Below are 17,127 nucleotides of genomic sequence, written 5' to 3' on the forward strand. Positions count from 1 at the left end.
CTTCAGGAAAGTGGCTTGTTTAGCTACTCACTTAGTGAGCGGTTTAACGACGCGGTTTCCAGTCGTGGGGAGGGGCTTTATTACACCAGCGCTGCTGGCAGTGTCATTGGAGGCGCTGGCGGAGCTATCGTCTCGGGTGTCGGAGGAGCGGGAGCTTGTACTGTTTCCTTCGGGGTGGGGTGTGCACTCGGAGCGGCTGGTGTCGTGGGTGGCATCTCGGAATACAGCGACGGCTTGGATCGCATCAGCAACGGCTATACCTCCACGGAAGGCCAGAAAGTTATAGACTCGTTTAGGCCGGGAACGCATCAGGGCGATGTGAGCTTGGCTGGAAATATGGGTGACTTTGTCGTATCCGCTGCTGCTGATCTTGTGCTGCAGCGTGTTGGCGGTAAGGTTGTTGATCGTGTTGCCAAGGCCGTTGACGGGAAGCTGAATGTCCCCAAAACGGACTCTGGTGCTGTGGGGGGGAATGGTGCAAAAGGAACTGCCGCTGATGCTGGTTCGGTCTTTAGCCAGCAACGCAACTTCTGGTCTAAAGACCCAATCCAGTTCAACGGGAACAAGGTCTACCAGCGAGATGACTTGTTTGAACCGAACCTCATTAGTAGCTGGCGTGAAGGTGGGAAGGTTGTAACTGGAACCAATCTTGAGCGTATGGCGAGCGGTCGAGCCCCTATTGGCGTAGATGGAAAATCCGTCAACCTACATCACACGACACAAACTCAATCTTGGCCTATTGCTGAAATGACACAGACATTCCATCAGCAAAACAGTTCGGTTATTCATGTGAACCCAAATACTATTCCTTCCGGGATTGATCGTGCTGCCTTTGATAAATGGAAGACTCAGTATTGGCAGCAGAGGGCAGCTGGATATGGTGGTGCTCAATGAGTGCTTATAGTGCGGAAAAAGTTGAAGAGTTGGTGAAGGCGCACTGCGAGATAGTTGATTTTGGTGATGAATCTGGCGCAGTGGGTGATGAGTGGGTCAAGAGAGCCGAGCAAAGATTGGGGCTGGTCTTGCCGGCCTCATATAAATGGTTCTTGAGGAGATATGCCGGAGGGGAAATTGGTGGTGAGGAGATATACAGCCTCTACGGTATGGACTTTGATACCGTTAATGGCGGGGATATTGTCCATCAGCACTTGATTGGGCTGAGAAATGGTCTTGTGGATGATCAGAGCCTTGTGGTGAGTGAAACAGACTTCGGGGAAGTGTTCTTTTTTGATTTCTCTACGTACAAGGACGGGGAGTGTTCAATAAAAGTCAGAATTCCATCGGGGGAAAGTTTGCACTATGCGGGAAGCTTTTATGAGTTTCTGTGCAAGCGGATTTTGGCTCACGTTTAATTGCATGAGCGAAAAAGGGGACAGATTTATTTTCCGCCTGCTCGGCTAAGCTGAAGGTCTCAGTGGATGGAGGTCGTTATGCCAAGGATGGGGCGTATTGTGTTACCGAACTACCCACATCATGTGGTGCAGCGAGGGCATAACCGGCAGGTGGTGTTTGCCGCTGAACAGGATTATCAGCGTTACGTTTCTGATCTGCGTGAGCTGAAAGATGTCTTCGGGGTCAAGGTCTACGCCTATTGCCTGATGACCAATCATGTTCACCTGCTACTGGCACCCGGTGAAGCGATCTCCGGGCTGGGGCAGTTGATGAAAGCGCTGGCGGCGCGCGCCACCCGTTATCGGAATCGTTTAGAGGGACGAACTGGCACTCTCTGGGAGAGTCGCTACAAGTCCAGCGTGGTCGAGTCAGACGCATACTTGCTTACCTGCTGTCGCTATATTGAGCTGAACCCGGTTCGAGCCCGTATGGTTGCCGAGGCGGGTGATTATCCTTGGTCGAGCTATCGGACGCGGGTAACGGATCAGTCGGACAGCGATTGGCTGGACATGGACCCTTGCTTCTTCGCACTTGGCGACACGCCTGAAAGGCGTCGTATCCGTTACATGGAATTCATGCGACAAGCCGTTCCATCAAGTGAGCTTGATTTGATTCGTGCAGCACTGCAGAGGGGGCAGCTAACCGGCAGTGCTCGTTTCGTGGATGAGATAGAAAGAATCCAAGGGCTGCGGGTTGAGCTACGAGGTCAAGGCAGGCCGAGGCGTAATCCCGGAAAATAAATCTGTCCCCTTTTTCCCGTAGCCGCAGAGCGCGTGCAGCCCACTGCTTACTGGCTTGGCGGGTTTCACCCGCCCTACATGGTGCAGCGAAGCGTCATCACTTGCCCACCGTCTTGCTCTGACCGAGGGAAGCGATCGCTGCGCCGCCGCGTTTCAGGGAGGGTCGGGCTCCGTCCCGTCGCCTTGCCTCAGCCTATCCATGGGTTTTCGTCGCCACGTCCTGGCTCTGCGCCACCCATTTAAAGTTGGCACTTTCCGATTCGCTGCCGAGTCGTAACTGATGTAGGGGATGGCGAAGCATCAAGAGCATTGCCAGGTATTGGCTTCGCAGCCGTGTCATGCCCTGCGTACGAACGGCAGCCGGATAAGCGCTGCCGGTTCCAGGCGCGCCGCTCCTTCTTTGGCCGCCACAGACATGCGAGGAGATTGTCATGGGCTTGGGAACCATACTGCTGATCATTCTGCTTCTGATGCTGGTTGGTGCGCTACCGGCGTGGCCCCATAGCCGCGGCTGGGGCTATGGGCCTACAGGTGGCCTTGGGCTGGTGCTGGTCATCGTGCTGGTGCTGGTGCTGCTCGGTTACATATGAGCCTGCGCCTACATCGCTGACGGGCCGGCAACGCCAGTTGGATCTAGCAGTCCGTAGGGTGGGCTTCAGCCCACCAGCGGCGGTTGGTATGGGCTGAAGCGGATCGCCGCCCGGCCCACCCCACAAGGCTTGGCGCCCGGGGGCGGACCGTACCGTTCCCTAGGCGCCCTGGCGAACCTGCACCACCAGCTTGCCCACCGCCTTGCGCTGGCCGAGGGCATCGATGGCCTCGCCACCACGCTCCAGCGGGAAGGTCTGCGACACCAGCGGCTTGAGCTTGCCTTCGGCATGCCAGGCGAACAGTTGCTGGAAGTTCGCGGCGTTGTCCTGCGGCTGGCGCTGGGCGAAGGAGCCCCAGAACACGCCGACCAGGGAGGCACCCTTGAGCAGCGGCAGGTTGGCCGGCAGCGCCGGGATGCCACCGCCAGCGGCGAAGCCCACCACCAGGAAGCGGCCATTCCAGCCGATGCTGCGGAAGGCTTCCTCGAACAGCGCGCCGCCTACCGGATCGTAGATCACGTCAACGCCCTGGCCGCCGGTGAGCTTCTTCACTTCGTCCTTCAGGCTTTGTTCGCTGTAGTTGATCAGCTCGTCGGCGCCGGCGTTGCGCGCCACTTCCAGTTTCTCGGCACTGCTTGCTGCAGCAATCACTTTCGCGCCCATGGCCTTGCCGATTTCCACCGCCGCCAGGCCGACGCCGCCGGAGGCGCCGAGCACCAGCAGGGTTTCACCCGGTTGCAGGTTGGCGCGCTGCTTGAGCGCATGCATCGAGGTGCCGTAGGTCATGCCGAAGGCGGCTGCAGTAGTGAGGTCCATGCTCTTGGGCACCGGCAGTACGTTGTAGGCCGGCACGGCGACTTCTTCGGCGAAGCCGCCCCAGCCGGTCAGTGCCATGACCCGGTCACCGGCGCGCAGGTGGCTGACCTTCTCGCCCACGGCCTTGACCACGCCGGCTACCTCGCCACCCGGGGCGAAGGGGAAGGGCGGCTTGAACTGGTATTTGCCTTCGATGATCAGCGTATCGGGGAAGTTGACCCCGGCGGCCTGTACCTCGATCAGCACCTCGTTTTTCTTGGGTTCGGGGCTCGGCAGGTCTTCCAGTACCAGGGTATCGGCGGGGCCGAAGGCTTTGCACAGCAGGGCTTTCATCAAGGTCATTCCTCTTGCAGGGTGCCATGCAGTGTAGAAAGCACCCGCCGAGGGTCAACGAGCATGCCGGAGCCTGATAGGCCGGCATAAGCGTCGGGCTTGGGTGCTGGCCTGTGGATGGCTATGCTAGGCACATCCCCGATGGAGTACCGAATGTGAAACTGTTGACCGCCCTGTTGCTGAGCCTGTCGATCTGCCTGCCTGCCCTGGCGTCTTCGGAGAAGAAGGAAGAGGCGCCGACGACGCTCTATCACAACCTGTTTCCGGCGCTGATCGGCAATCTGGCGGATTCGGGCAACCGCCTGAAGTTCTTCAAGGCTGATGTGTCGTTGCGGGTGACCGGTACCGAGGCGGAGGAGAAGCTCAAGCAGCACGAGCCGTTGGTCCGTCACCAGTTGGTGATGCTGTTCTCGGCCCAGACCAGCGAGACCATCAACGCCCCGGATGGCCGCGAAAACCTGCGCCTGGAGGCCTTGAAGAGGGTGCAGGACGCGCTCAATGGCGAAGAGGGCAAGCCCATCGTCGAAGACCTGCTGTTCAACAATTTGATCATTCAGTAGTGGGCGCAGTCAGTTAAGCGTCGGCGCTGCGAATGCGTAGGAGCGGCGCCCCGCCGCGAACCAGGGTGAGGTGCAATTGAAAAGCTTCGCCTCGGGGGCGGGGCTCCTACGAAAAGCCGCTTTTTCGCGGCTGAAGCCGTTCCCACGGTTCTCTCAGGCCATCTGTGCCAGGGTCTTGCGAAAGCGGGCGAGCGCCGCGACGAAGAACAGCGTACCGATGCCGGCGATGGCCAGCATGTAGGGCCAGACGATGGCCAGGCCCGCGCCGCGATAGAGAATGGCCTGGGCCAGCGCGACGAAGTGGGTGGTCGGCGCCGCCAGCATGATCTGCTGCACCAGCTCCGGCATGCTCTCGCGCGGCGTGGTGCCGCCGGAGAGGATCTGCAGCGGCAGCAGCACCAGGATGATCAGCAGGCCCAGCTGCGGCATCGAGCGCGCCACGGTGCCGAAGAAGATGCCCATCGAGGTGGTGGCGAACAGGTGCAGCGCCGCGCCCGCCAGGAACAGCGCGATGGAGCCCTCGATCGGCACCTGCAGCCAGCCCTGCACCACCAGCAGCAGAGATAGCGCCGCCGCCGTCAGCACCACCAGGCCCATCGACCAGACCTTGGCCAGCATGATCTGCAGCGGCGTCACCGGCATAACCAGCAGGTGCTCCACGGTGCCGTGCTCGCGCTCGCGGATCAGCGCCGCGCCGGTGAGGATGATCGACAGCATGGTGATCTGGTTGATCACCTCCATCACCGAGCCGAACCAGCTGCGCGTCAGGTTGGGGTTGAACTGCACGCGCAGCACCAGCTCGGCCGGCTGCTGCAGCTCGCCGCGGTAACGGCGGACGAACTCGGTCACCTCGCTGATGCCGATGTTCTGGATATAGCCGGCGCCGGTGAAGGCCATGCTCACCTGGGTGGCGTCGACGTTGAGCTGGATCGCCGGGCTGCGCCCGGCCAGCACGTCGCGCTGGAAGTTCGGCGGGATGTTCAGGGTGAAGGTGTAGCGCCCGGAATCCATGCCGCGGTCCATCTGGCTCAGGTCGATGCGCTCCGGGGTGCGGAAATAGGGCGCCTGGAAGGCCTGGATCAGGCGTTCGGAGAGTTGCGACTGGTCCTCGTCGAGCACGGCGATGGCGGCATTGTGCAGGCTCTCCGGGATGCTGGTGGCGGCCGAGTAGATGCCCAGGCTGAAGGCCCAGAGAATCAGCAGCACCAGCGCCAGGTCGTGCTGCAGGCTGCGCAGTTCCTTGATGCCGAGATGCAGGATGTTGGCCAGGCGTTGCATCACACCTCCTGTTTGCGCAGCAGGCTGGCGCTGAGCAGGGTCAGCAGCGGCACGGTCAGCGCCAGGGCGGCGAAGTAGCCGGTAAGGTCACGCAGCTCCAGCGCCTTGGAGAACACCCCGCGGCTGATCACCAGGAACTGCGAGGTCGGGTAGAGCTGGCCGACCAGGGCGCCGATCCCTTCCAGCGAGGCCACCGGGTAGATCAGTCCGGAGAACTGGATGGCCGGCACCAGGGTGGCGATGGCGGTGCCGAACACGGCGGCGATCTGGCTGTTGGTGAAGGTCGACATCAGCAGCCCCAGGGCGGTGGCGCAGGCTACATAGAGCAGCGCGCCGAGGCCGAGGGTGAGCACGCTGCCCTTGAGCGGCACGTCGAACACCGTCACCGCCAGCAGCACCAGCAGGGCGCAGTTGAACAGGCCCAGGGCGACGTAGGGCAGCTGCTTGCCGATAAGAAATTCCAGGCGGGTGACCGGGGTGACGTAGAGGTTGATGATCGAACCCAGCTCCTTCTCGCGCACCACGCCGAGGGCCGTGAGCATGGCCGGGATCAGCATCAGCAGCAGCGGAATCACCGCCGGCACCATGGCCTTGAGGCTCTCCACGTCCGGGTTGTAGCGGTAGCGCACCTCCAATTCTGCGGCGCTGGCCGCCTGCGGTTGCGGCGAACGCCGGGCCAGTTCGGCCAGGTAGTGCTGGTGCAGGCCGGTGACATAGCCCTTGATGGTCTCGGCGCGGGTCGGCATGGCACCGTCGATCCACATGGCGATCTGCGGGCCGGCACCGCGCTTGAGGTCGCGGCCGAAGTGCGGCGGAATCTCTACCGCCAGGCTGATGTCGCCACTGCGCAGGCGTCGCTCCAGCTCGTCGTAATCACGTAGCGCCGGCTTCTCCAGAAAGTAGCGCGAGCCGGACAGGTTGCGGTGGTACTCCTGGCTGGTGGTGGTCTGGTCGCGGTCGAGCACGGCGAAGGCCAGGTCCTCCACGTCCAGGCTGATGCCGTAGCCGATGATGAACAGCAGCAACACCGTACCGAGCAGCGCCATGCCGCCGCGGATCGGGTCGCGGCGCAGCTCCAGCGCCTCGCGGCGGGCGTAGCTGAGCAGGCGGCGCAGGCTGAAGCGCTGGCGCTGTGGCGGCGGCGTCTGCTCCAGCGGCGGCGCCTCGCTGGCCGGCTGTTCGCCGAGTGCCTCCTGCAGGTAGGCGATAAAGGTGGCTTCCAGGCTGTCCAGTCCGCGTTTCTCCATCAGCCCCTGCGGCGTGTCGCTGTCCAGCACCTTGCCGGCGTGCATCAGCGAGATGCGGTCGCAGCGCTGCGCCTCGTTCATGAAGTGGGTGGAGATGAAGATGGTCACGCCGTCCCGGCGCGACAGGTCGAGCATCAGTTGCCAGAAGCCGTCGCGGGCCACCGGATCGACGCCCGAGGTGGGCTCGTCGAGGATCAGGATCTCCGGCTTGTGAATCACCGCCACGGCCAGCGACAGGCGCTGGCGGATGCCCAGCGGCAGGCGCTCCGGGAGCATGTCCATGACCGCGCCGAGGTCGAAGCGCGCGGCCATTTCGGCTACCCGTGGCTCGATCTCGGCGGCCGGGACATGGAACAGCCGGGCGTGCAGCACCAGGTTCTGCCGCACCGTCAGCTCGCCGTACAGGGAGAAGGCCTGGGACATGTAGCCGACCCGCTGGCGCGTGGCCATGTCGCGCGGGTCGATCGCCTGGCCGAACAGCAGCGCCTCACCCCCGGACGCCGGCAGCAGGCCGGTGAGCATCTTCATGGTGGTGCTCTTGCCGCAACCGTTGGAGCCGAGGAAGCCGAAGATTTCGCCGCGGCGGATGCGAAACGACACCGAATCGACCGCGACGAAGTCGCCGAAGCGCATGCTCAGGCCCCTGGCCTCGATGGCGATCTCGCTGCTGTCCCGCAGCGGGGGAATCACTACCTGCTGGTGCCCGCGGCGGCGCTCTTCCGGCAGCAGGGCGATAAAGGCCTGCTCCAGGCTGGCGCAACCGGTGCGCGTGCGCAGTTCGGCCGGGCTGCCTTCGGCCAGCACGCGGCCGGCGTCCATCGCCACCAGATGGTCGAAACGCTCGGCCTCCTCCATGTAGGCGGTGGCCACCAGCACGCTCATCTGCGGGCGCTGCGCGCGAATACGGGCGATCAGCTCCCAGAACTGGTTGCGCGACAGCGGGTCGACGCCGGTGGTGGGTTCGTCGAGGATCAGCAGGTCGGGGTCGTGGATCAGCGCGCAACACAGCCCGAGCTTCTGCTTCATGCCACCGGACAGCTTGCCCGCCGGGCGCTCGCGGAACGCGGCCATGCCGGTGCTGCGCAGCAGGTCGTCGATGCGCCGCTCGCGCTCGGCGGCGTCCTGGCCGAACAGGCGGCCGAAGAAGTCGAGGTTCTCGAACACCGACAGCGTGGGATAGAGGTTCTTGCCCAGGCCCTGCGGCATGTAGGCGATATGCGGGCAGACGCGGCGGCGGTGGCGCGCATCGGCCATATCGCCGCCCAGCACTTCGACCGTACCGTCCTGAACCCTGCGCGCCCCGGCGATCAGCGCCAGCAGGCTGGATTTGCCGACGCCATCGGGGCCGATCAGGCCGACCATGCGACGCGCCGGAAGCTGCAGATCGATCTGCTGCAGGGCGTGGGTCTGGCCGTAGCGCAGGCCGACGCCGGCCAGGCGTGCGACCGGCGTGTTCATTGCGGAACCTTGATCGCCAGATGCGCGGGCCACTCGGCGTCGGAGTCGAGGCGCAGGTAGGCCATGCCCGGTACGCCGGTCTTGACCTGCTGCAGGTGTTTTTGCAGCAGCTCGGGATCGATGCGCGCCTTGACCCGGAACATCAGCTTCTCGCGCTCGCTGGCGGTTTCCACGGTCTTCGGGGTGAACTGGGCGACGCTGGCGACATAGCTGACCCTGGCCGGGATCACGTATTGCGGCGCGGCGTCGATCACCAGGCGCACCTCGCTGCCGAGGGCGACGCGGCCGGCCTGGCGCTCGGGCAGGAAGAAGGTCATGTAGACGTCGGTGAGATCCACCAGGTTGAGCAGCTTGCCGCCGGCGCCGAGTACCTCGCCGGGTTGCGTGACGCGGTATTGCACGCGGCCGGCGCGCGGCGCCCTGAGCAGGCTGTCGTCGATGTCCACCTGCAGGCGTTCGACGCTGGCGCGGGCCGCCTCGCTGGCCGATTGCGCCTCGATGGCCTGTGATTGCGCCGCGGCGATGCCGGCCGTGGCCGCGCTGACCTGGGCGCGCGCTGCCGCCAGCGCGGCCTCGGCGCTCTGCAGGCGGGCCAGGTCATCATCCAGTTGCTGCTGGGCCATGGCGTTGCGCTGCACCAGGGTGGCGCTGCGCGCATGACGCTTGCGCGCCGCCTCCAGCTCCGCCTGGCGCTGGCGTACTACGGCCTCGGCGGCGAGCTTTTCGCTCTCGCGCAGGCGGATCTGGCTGGCTGCGGTGACTTCGCCGTTCTCGGCCTGACGCAGCTGGGCGCGGGCCTGGGCCAGCTGGGCTTCGAGCACCTGGGTATCCATGCGCGCAAGAATCTGGCCCGGCTCGACGAAGTCACCTTCGTCGACTTCGATGCTGGCGATGCGCCCGGCCAGCTTGGTCGCCACATCCACTTCAGTGGCCTCGATGCGCCCGTTGCCGCTGGCGAAACCCTCGCCCAGCCCGTCCGGACGCAGCTGCCACCAGGCGAACGCTGCCAGCAGGGCGAGCCCGGCGGCCAGCAGATAGGGCAGATGAGGTGGTTTTTTCATGGTCGCTGCTTCCCTTCGGTCACCCCCTTGGCGGGGCTTCATCGGCAGGCTTCCATTCTCGTCCGTCCGCTCCACGGCGGTCTTGATGCAGGTCAAGCGTCAGGCGGCTGCCACAGGTAGGTGCAATTGCGGCCGCGACGCTTGGCGCCATAGAGCGCCTGGTCGCTGCGCGATACCAGCTCGCCGGGCTGCTCGTCGTCGACCGGGTCGAGCACCGCCAGGCCGATGCTCAGGCTCAGGCGTCCCAGCGGGCTGGCAGGGTGGGCGATGGCCAGGCTGGCGATGCCGTCATGGATGCGCGCCGCCACGTGTTCGGCACCGTCCAGACCGGTGTCGGCCAGGATGATGACGAATTCCTCGCCGCCGTAGCGGCAGGCCACGTCGCCCTCGCGCTGCAGGCTCTCCTGCAGCACCGTGCTGACCTTGCGCAGCGCATCGTCACCGGCCAGGTGGCCGAGGGCGTCGTTGTAGGCCTTGAAGTGATCGATATCCAGCATCAGCAGGGCCAGTGGCGCGCCGCTGCGGCGCAGGCGACGCAGTTCGGAGGGCAGTTGCTGGTCGAAATAGCGGCGGTTGTACAGCCCGGTCAGGCCGTCGAGCTGCGACAGGCGCTGCAGCTGCGCCTCCAGTTGCAGGCGCTCGCTGTTGTCACGCGATACCGCGATGAGGAATTCGCGGCCGTGCAGCTGCACCAGCTGGGTGTTGATCTCCGCCGGCTGGCGGCTGCCATCGCGGCGGATCAGCTCGCGCTGGAAGATTCGCGAGAGGTTGTCGCGTTGCGCCTGGCGGGCCTGCTCCAGCCAGCGATGGAAGCCCGGCATGAGCTTTTCCGGAGTCTCGCGCAGCAGCTCGGCGAACTGCTCGGGGCGGTAGCCGAGCGTGGCGTAGGTGGCCTGGTTCATGTGCAGCAGCTCGCGGCTGTCGCTGTCGAAGATGAACAGGCCGTCGTGGCTGGAGTCGGTGAGGTCGAGCACCAGTTGCAGGCGTTCGCGGTTTTCGCGCAGGCGCTGTTCGGTTTCTTCGCGGCGCTCGGCCTCCACCTTGAAGCGCCGGTTGGCCGCCTGCAGGGCGTGGGCGCGACGGCTGTTCTCCAGGGCCAGGGCGAGGGCGGCGACCAGCAGCAGGCTGATCGCCAGGCTGGCGCCGAGCACCACGCCGGGCAACGGCGAACCCAACTGTTCGAGCAATTGCGCAGTGGGGCTCAGGCGCAGGGCGAAACCCTGGTTGTTGAGCAGGCTGATGCCCAGCTGCAGGCTGTGCCGTTCATCGGCCTGCGCCGCGCCATGACGAAACAGGCTGTGGCCGTTCTCCAGCAATTCGACGTTGAAGTCGTCGCGGTCGATCTGGGTGAGCAGTTGCAGCATCAGTGGCTCGACGCGAAACACGCCCTGGAGAAAACCGTCGAAGACCCGGGCGCCGTCCTGGGTACGATACAGCGGGGTATAGAGCACGAAGCCGCGGCCGCCCTGGACCAGTTCGAAGCTGTTGGAGAAGCGCTGCTCGCCGCTCTGGCGAGCCTCCATCGCCAGCGAGTAGTTGGGGTGTTGCGGGTGCAGACGAAAACTCAGCGCCGCCTCGTTGCCGGCCAACGGCAGCAGCCAGCGCATGCGCAAGTCGTCACCGACCCACTGAATCGACTGGTAGGCGGGGAAGCCTCGCAACGCGCGCTCCACCTCCTCGTCCCAGCTGGCGCGTGGCAGACGGCCGAGGCTGTTCCACAGGCGGGCGATGCGCTCGAGGCTGGCCACTTCCAGGTGCAGCGTGCTTTCCAGTTGGCGTACCAGGGCACGTGCCTGGTAACCGACGCGCTCGTCGACGCGTTGCAGCTGTACGGCCTCGATCTGCCGCCAGAGCAGCACGCTGGCGCTGCTCAGCACCACCAACAGGAAAGCCAGCGCAAGCCGCGCTGGCCAGACAGAAGATGCCGACATGGATAACTCCCAAGGCTCTGTGTGGTGATAGCACAGTGCTGTCAGCTACTCAACGCATGGCGAGAATCGCCTGCCATTGGCTTTCGCTCACCGGCATCACCGACAGGCGACTGCCGCGCTGCACCAGCGCCAGGTCGGCGAGCAGCGGGTTGTTCTTCAACTGCTGCAGGGCCAGTACCTCGTCGAAGGCCTCGACGAACTCCACGTCCAGGGCGCTCCAGGGATTCTTCTCGGCACTGGCCTTGGGGTCGTGGTAGTGGCTTTGCGGGTCCAGCGCGGTGGGGTCCGGGTAGACCTCGCCGGCAATGCGTGCGATGCCTGCGATACCCGGTTGCGGGCAGCTGGAGTGATAGAAGAAGAACAGCTCGCCCGCTTTCATCGTTCGCATGAAGTTGCGCGCTTGGTAATTGCGCACGCCATCCCAGCGCGTTTTGCCCACCCGCTTCAGATCGTGGATGGACAGTTCGTCGGGTTCCGATTTCATCAGCCAATAAGGCATGAACTTTGCTCCTGCAGGTCTGCCCGTAAGCGGACGCGTGTTTCAGTGAGATCTCCGACAGCCGGTTGGCGGCGGAAATTGCGTAGCGTCTTTTACTGGCGGAAAATGCCCGGCTAAACGCCTGGCGCCGTCATGTTGCATAGAACAATAACGCGCGACCAACGCGCGCATTGCCTGGAAGGGGGAGGCAATAGATGAAACGCAAGCCAGATCTTTTGTGGGTTCTCGTCGTACTGTTCAGTCTGGGCGTGGTTACCACGGGTTACACCCAGAGCCTTTGGGAGCGCCAGAGCGACGCTCCGATCAATGTAACGCAGCAGCCCTGACTCATCGGCTGCCGGCGTAGGCACCGCAGGGAGCGCGGTGCGCCGCTTCTGTTCTCAATACCAGGCCCTGTCCGTCACCGTCGCCTGCAAGGGCACGTCCCAGCTGGCCATCGCCAGTTCGTCCACGCGCTGACACTCATGCGCCAGGCCCAGTAGTGTCGGCATGTGCCAATTTTTGCGCCTGTGCAGATAAGCCAGGCTGCGGTCGTAGAAGCCGCCCCCCATGCCCAGGCGTCCGCCACGATCATCGAAGCCCACCAATGGCAGCAGCACCAGATCCAGCGCCCAGACCTTGCGTTGACGCTTGGGCTGCGGGCGCGGTTCGAGGATGCGAAAGCGATTGCCCGCCAGCTTCTCGTGCCGGGTGACGCGCTGAAACACCATCTTGGTGCGTGGCCAGGCGCTGAGCACCGGCAGGTAGGTGCGCTTGCCGCGTTTCTGCGCAGCAGCCAGCAACGGGCGCGGATCGATTTCGCCATCGTTGGGCAGGTACAGAGCGATATGCCTGGCGCGGCGAAATGCAGGACTCTGCACCAGTTGTCGATAAAGCTTGCGGGCGGCAGTGCGTTGCTGGCTGCGGCTGAGCGCTCGACGACGCTGGCGCAGCACGCGGCGCAGTTGCGGGCGACTGAGTGGTGCGGAGGCGGTCATGAGAACAGGAGGGGGCGAGGCAGGTAGCCGTGGCTACCGGGGGAAATGATGACTTCCCAGCGTGCCGCTGTCGGTTTAGCCCTTGAACCCGAAAGTTCAAGGTGGAGGTTGCAGGAGGCGTTAAGGCTTTCCGTCAGGCGGACATGCACACCGGCCCCAACATGCAACCCCCGTGGTTGTGCGTATCGGCTCAGGGACATCCCCGACTGGCGCACACCCCAGGAAGTTGCGCCCAGTATACCCGAACAGAGGGCTTGCGGGGCGGCCTGCGACGAACAGGCAGGCATTCCGGCGCTCAGGATGCCGAGTCGTCGGCCAGGGCCTGGTCAACGCGATCGAGCAGATCGCGCACCTGCTGGCGGGTGGAGCTGGCGTCCTGGTCCAGGCGTTGCTGCTTGTGCAGCAGGTCGTGGGTAATGTTCAGCGCGGCCATCACGGCGACGCGGTCGGCGCCGATCACCTTGCCGCTGGTGCGGATCTCGCGCATCTTGCCGTCCAGGTAACGGGCGGCGCTTTCCAGGTTGGCGCGTTCGTCCTGCGGGCAGGCGATGCAATATTCTTTGTCCAGGATGTGGACGGTCACGGTGTTCGACTGGGTCATGTGTCCTGCTCCAGGGCTTTGAGGCGCGAAATCATCGATTCGACCTTGTGCCGGGCCAATTCGTTCTTTTCGATCAGATGGGCGCGTTCCTCGCGCCAGGCCTGTTCATTCGCCAGCAGGAGTCGGTTGTGAGCCTTCAGCTGCTCGACACGCTGGATCAGCAGCTCCAGCTTGGCGGTCAATGCGTGCAGTTCGGCGTCTTCCATGGGCTCTCGCTATGGGAGGGAATGGCTGGACTATATAGGCCTGTCCCGTTCAGGGCACCTCTAAAAACTACCTGCGTTGTCATCACTGCGTTAAAAACAAGCTCAAAATGCTCATTTACAACTCGTAAACTGCGCTTTCTCGCTTGTTTTTGCCTTGTGCTGACTGCCTCGCCTACGTTTTTAGATGCGCCCGTCATGGGTCAAACCTCGGTCGGCAGGGGTGTGATGCAGATGGCGGCATCACACCGGCGGCCTCGGATGGTCTTGGCGCGTCTGCCGGTGCTAGGATACGAGGCCTCCATTCTAGAGATTGCGCCGCCTGGCGCCTAGCTATCTATGTCGATTCCAAGCTCTCCCTACGCCGCCTTCGCCGCTCTGCTCAGCAGCGCCGGGCATTCCGTTTCCCCTGCCGAACTGCATGGCCTGCTGCTGGGGCGCAGCTGCGCCGGTGCCGGCTTCGATGCCGATGCCTGGCTGCTTGACGCGGCCGATCTGCTCGGCGGCGAGCCGCAGGACAACGTGCGCCAGGCGCTGATCGGCTTGCAGGAGATGGTCAAGGGCGAGCTGTGCAGCGAGGACATCACCGTAGTGCTGCTGTTGCCGGATGACGAAACCCCGCTGGCGCAGCGCGCAGCCGCTCTGGGTCAATGGTGCCAGGGCTTTCTTGCAGGCTTCGGTCTGACCGCCCGTGACGGCGCGCTGAGTGCCGAGGCCATGGAAGTGTTGCAGGATCTCTCCGCCATCGCCCAGGTGCAGAGCGCCCTGGAAGAATCCGAAGATGGCGAGAGCGACTATATGGAGGTCATGGAGTACCTGCGTGTGGCGCCGCTGCTGCTGTTCACCGAGTGCGCCAAGCCCGTCGCGCCTGCCGCCAAACCCTCCCTGCACTGATTGCCTGTCGGAGCCTGCCTTGATCAGCATCCCCAAGTCCGAATATGCCCGTCGGCGCAAGGCGCTGATGGCGCAGATGGAACCCAACAGCATCGCCATCCTGCCGGCCGCGCCGGTGTATATCCGCAACCGTGACGTCGAGCACGTCTACCGCCAGGACAGCGATTTCCAGTACCTCACCGGCTTCCCCGAGCCGGAGGCGGTGATGGCGCTGATCCCCGGGCGCGAGCATGGCGAGTACGTCCTGTTCTGCCGCGAGCGCGACCCGGAGCGCGAGCTGTGGGACGGTCTACGCGCCGGCCAGGACGGCGCGATCGCCAACTACGGCGCCGACGATGCCTTCCCCATCGGCGATATCGACGACATCCTGCCCGGCCTGATCGAAGGCCGCGAGCGCGTCTACTATGCCATCGGCTGCAACCAGGAGTTCGATCACCGGCTGATGGAATGGATCAACCATATCCGCGCCAAGGCGCGCCAGGGTGCCACGCCGCCGAACGAGTTCGTCGCCCTCGACCATCTGCTGCACGACATGCGTCTGTACAAGTCGGCCGCCGAGGTGAAAGTGATGAAGGAAGCCGCCGAGATCAGTGCGCGCGCTCATGTGCGCGCCATGCAGGCCAGCCGCGCCGGGCTGTTCGAATACCACCTGGAAGCCGAGCTGGATTACGAGTTCCGCAAGGGCGGGGCGAAGATGCCGGCCTACGGCAGCATCGTCGCCGCTGGTAAAAATGCCTGCATCCTGCACTATCGCGAGAACGATGCGCCGCTCAAGGACGGCGATCTGGTGCTGATCGACGCCGGCTGCGAAATCGACTGCTACGCCAGCGACATCACCCGCACCTTCCCGGTCAGCGGCCGATTCTCCGCCGAGCAGAAGGCCATCTACGAGCTGGTCCTGGCCGCCCAGGAAGCCGCATTCAAGGAGATCGCTCCGGGCAAGCACTGGAACGAGGCGCACGAGGCCACCGTGCGGGTGATCACCGCCGGCCTGGTGGAATTGGGCCTGCTCAGCGGCGATGTCGACGAGCTGATCGCCAGCGAGGCCTACAAGGCTTTCTACATGCACCGCGCCGGCCACTGGCTGGGCATGGACGTGCACGATGTCGGCGACTACAAGGTCGGCGGCGAGTGGCGCGTGCTGGAGCCGGGCATGGCGATGACCGTCGAGCCGGGTATCTATATCGCCGCCGATAACGACAAGGTCGCCAAGAAGTGGCGCGGTATTGGCGTGCGCATCGAGGACGACGTGGTGGTGACCAGGCAGGGCTGCGAGATTCTCACCGGCGGCGTGCCCAAGACCGTCGCCGAGATCGAGGTGCTGATGGCCGCCGCACGTACCGAGGCCGCCTGAGCCCATGTCCCGCGTGAACCTGGCGATCATCGGTGGTGGGCTGGTGGGCGCCAGCCTGGCGCTGGCCCTGCAGGACACTGCGCGTCAGCGCGGCTGGCGCATTGCTCTGATCGAACCCTTCGCCCCGGGCAGCGAATACCAGCCCAGCTATGATGCCCGCTCCACCGCGCTGTCCTACGGCAGCCGGCTGATCTACGAGCGCCTGGGCTTGTGGCAGCGCATTGCCCAGCGTGCCGAGCCAATCCAGCAGATTCACGTATCCGACCGCGGCCGCTTCGGCGCCACGCGTCTGCAGGCCATCGAGGAAGGCGTGCCGGCGCTCGGCTACGTGGTGGAGAACGCCTGGATCGGCCATTGCCTGTGGCAGGCGCTGGATCAGGAACTGATCGAGTGGCGCTGCCCCGCCGAGGTGGTGGGCATGCAGCGCCTGGGCGACGGCTATCGCCTGACCCTGAACGATGAGACCTGCCTCGATTGCGACCTGGCCGTGCTCGCCGACGGCGGGCGTTCCGCTCTGCGTGAACAGCTCGGCATCAACGTCAGCAGCAAGCCCTATGGACAGAGCGCACTGATCGCCAACGTCAGCCCGCTGGAGGCGCATCGTGGTCAGGCTTTCGAGCGCTTCACCGATGACGGCCCGATGGCCATGCTGCCGCTGGAAGGTAACCGCTGCGCGCTGGTCTGGACGCGCAGCAACGCCGATGCCGAGCGCCTGTTGCGCGTCAGCGAGGCACAGTTTCTCGGCGAGCTGCAGCAGGCCTTCGGCTATCGTCTGGGCGCCTTGCAGCAGGTCGGTGCACGGCACCTCTATCCGCTGAGCCTGGTCGAGGCGCAGGAGCAGGTGCGGGCGCATTTGGTGGTGCTGGGCAATGCCGCGCACAGCCTGCACCCCATCGCAGGTCAGGGCTACAACCTGTCGCTGCGCGATACCCTGGCGCTGGCTGAAGTGTTGATCGCCAGCGAGGCGCCACTGGGCGATTTCGCCACGCTGCAGCGCTACCGGCAGCGGCAGCAGCTCGATCAGCAAATGACCGTCGGCTTTTCCGACCAGGTCACGCGGCTGTTCAGCAATGCCCAGCCGCTGCTGGCGGCGGGGCGCAACCTCGGCCTGCTTGGTCTCGACCTATTGCCGCCGGCCAAGCGCTGGTTCGCCCGGCAGGCCATGGGCATGGGCACGCGAAGTCTGTGACAGC

General features: G+C 64.3%; 17 protein-coding genes and 1 other RNA gene. 8 read left to right on the forward strand and 10 right to left on the reverse strand.

The window, feature by feature from the left end; genetic code table 11:
* The 4 genes from BLS61_RS23830 to BLS61_RS08745 all read left to right on the forward strand — a co-directional run.
* Positions 1-894 (forward strand): HNH/ENDO VII family nuclease (locus BLS61_RS23830; protein ID WP_244157926.1); only part of this gene is annotated, 894 nt, incomplete at its 5' end.
* Positions 891-1,352 (forward strand): SMI1/KNR4 family protein, encoded by a 462-nt coding sequence (locus BLS61_RS08735; protein ID WP_090429914.1) that lies wholly within the window; start codon positions 891-893, stop codon positions 1,350-1,352. The genes BLS61_RS23830 and BLS61_RS08735, both read left to right, overlap by 4 nt.
* A gap of 78 nt (positions 1,353-1,430) precedes the next feature.
* Positions 1,431-2,132: a transposase gene (locus tag BLS61_RS08740; protein ID WP_090429916.1), complete on the forward strand. Its 702-nt coding sequence runs from the start codon at positions 1,431-1,433 to the stop codon at positions 2,130-2,132.
* A gap of 431 nt (positions 2,133-2,563) precedes the next feature.
* Positions 2,564-2,722, forward strand: a complete 159-nt coding sequence (locus tag BLS61_RS08745) for a DUF3309 family protein (RefSeq protein ID WP_036988588.1) — start codon at positions 2,564-2,566, stop codon at positions 2,720-2,722.
* Between the two features lie 159 nt (positions 2,723-2,881).
* Here BLS61_RS08745 and BLS61_RS08750 read toward each other — a convergent pair whose 3' ends face one another.
* Positions 2,882-3,871, reverse strand: coding sequence for an NADPH:quinone oxidoreductase family protein (locus BLS61_RS08750; RefSeq protein ID WP_090429919.1), 990 nt, complete (start codon positions 3,869-3,871; stop codon positions 2,882-2,884).
* A gap of 155 nt (positions 3,872-4,026) precedes the next feature.
* Between BLS61_RS08750 and BLS61_RS08755 the strand changes: the two genes are divergently transcribed.
* Positions 4,027-4,431, forward strand: coding sequence for a flagellar basal body-associated FliL family protein (locus tag BLS61_RS08755; protein ID WP_090429921.1), 405 nt, complete (start codon positions 4,027-4,029; stop codon positions 4,429-4,431).
* A gap of 153 nt (positions 4,432-4,584) precedes the next feature.
* On the opposite strand, the gene BLS61_RS08760 is transcribed toward BLS61_RS08755, so the two are convergent.
* The 9 genes from BLS61_RS08760 to BLS61_RS08800 form a co-directional block, all read right to left on the reverse strand.
* The gene (locus BLS61_RS08760; protein ID WP_090429923.1) at positions 4,585-5,709 is read right to left on the reverse strand and encodes an ABC transporter permease; all 1,125 of its coding nucleotides are present in this window, start codon (positions 5,707-5,709) and stop codon (positions 4,585-4,587) included.
* Positions 5,709-8,414: a ribosome-associated ATPase/putative transporter RbbA gene (gene rbbA, locus BLS61_RS08765; RefSeq protein ID WP_090429925.1), complete on the reverse strand. Its 2,706-nt coding sequence runs from the start codon at positions 8,412-8,414 to the stop codon at positions 5,709-5,711. The genes BLS61_RS08760 and rbbA overlap by 1 nt, the downstream gene beginning before the upstream one ends.
* On the reverse strand, positions 8,411-9,475 hold the full coding sequence (locus BLS61_RS08770) for an HlyD family secretion protein (protein WP_090429927.1): 1,065 nt from the start codon (positions 9,473-9,475) through the stop codon (positions 8,411-8,413). The genes rbbA and BLS61_RS08770 overlap by 4 nt, the downstream gene beginning before the upstream one ends.
* A 92-nt stretch (positions 9,476-9,567) precedes the next feature.
* Entirely contained in the window at positions 9,568-11,406 is a 1,839-nt protein-coding gene (locus BLS61_RS08775; protein ID WP_090429929.1) for a sensor domain-containing diguanylate cyclase, read from the reverse strand.
* A 49-nt stretch (positions 11,407-11,455) separates the two neighbouring features.
* Positions 11,456-11,905 carry an EVE domain-containing protein gene (locus tag BLS61_RS08780; RefSeq protein WP_090429931.1) on the reverse strand — a complete coding sequence of 150 codons (450 nt, stop codon included), beginning with the start codon at positions 11,903-11,905 and terminating at the stop codon, positions 11,456-11,458.
* Positions 11,906-12,285: 380 nt separating this feature from the next.
* Entirely contained in the window at positions 12,286-12,882 is a 597-nt protein-coding gene (locus tag BLS61_RS08785) for a 5-formyltetrahydrofolate cyclo-ligase (RefSeq protein ID WP_090429934.1), read from the reverse strand.
* Positions 12,883-12,931: 49 nt separating this feature from the next.
* Positions 12,932-13,110, reverse strand: a non-coding RNA gene (ssrS, locus tag BLS61_RS08790) — 6S RNA.
* Positions 13,111-13,177: 67 nt separating this feature from the next.
* Complete coding sequence (locus tag BLS61_RS08795) at positions 13,178-13,483, reverse strand: cell division protein ZapA (RefSeq protein ID WP_024306451.1); 306 nt, start codon at positions 13,481-13,483, stop codon at positions 13,178-13,180.
* The gene (locus tag BLS61_RS08800) at positions 13,480-13,689 is read right to left on the reverse strand and encodes a TIGR02449 family protein (RefSeq protein ID WP_024306452.1); all 210 of its coding nucleotides are present in this window, start codon (positions 13,687-13,689) and stop codon (positions 13,480-13,482) included. The genes BLS61_RS08795 and BLS61_RS08800 overlap by 4 nt, the downstream gene beginning before the upstream one ends.
* A gap of 336 nt (positions 13,690-14,025) precedes the next feature.
* On the opposite strand from BLS61_RS08800, the gene BLS61_RS08810 reads away from it, so the two are divergent.
* From BLS61_RS08810 to ubiH, 3 genes are read left to right on the forward strand one after another with little or no spacing between them, the layout of a single operon-like run.
* Positions 14,026-14,580, forward strand: a complete 555-nt coding sequence (locus BLS61_RS08810) for a YecA/YgfB family protein (protein WP_090429938.1) — start codon at positions 14,026-14,028, stop codon at positions 14,578-14,580.
* A gap of 19 nt (positions 14,581-14,599) precedes the next feature.
* Positions 14,600-15,934, forward strand: a complete 1,335-nt coding sequence (pepP, locus tag BLS61_RS08815; RefSeq protein ID WP_090429940.1) for a Xaa-Pro aminopeptidase — start codon at positions 14,600-14,602, stop codon at positions 15,932-15,934.
* A 4-nt stretch (positions 15,935-15,938) separates the two neighbouring features.
* Complete coding sequence (ubiH, locus tag BLS61_RS08820) at positions 15,939-17,123, forward strand: 2-octaprenyl-6-methoxyphenyl hydroxylase (protein ID WP_090429942.1); 1,185 nt, start codon at positions 15,939-15,941, stop codon at positions 17,121-17,123.
* Positions 17,124-17,127: the final 4 nt, after the last annotated feature.

The organism is Ectopseudomonas guguanensis (genome assembly GCF_900104265.1).
GTDB classification, from domain to species: domain Bacteria; phylum Pseudomonadota; class Gammaproteobacteria; order Pseudomonadales; family Pseudomonadaceae; genus Aquipseudomonas; species Aquipseudomonas guguanensis.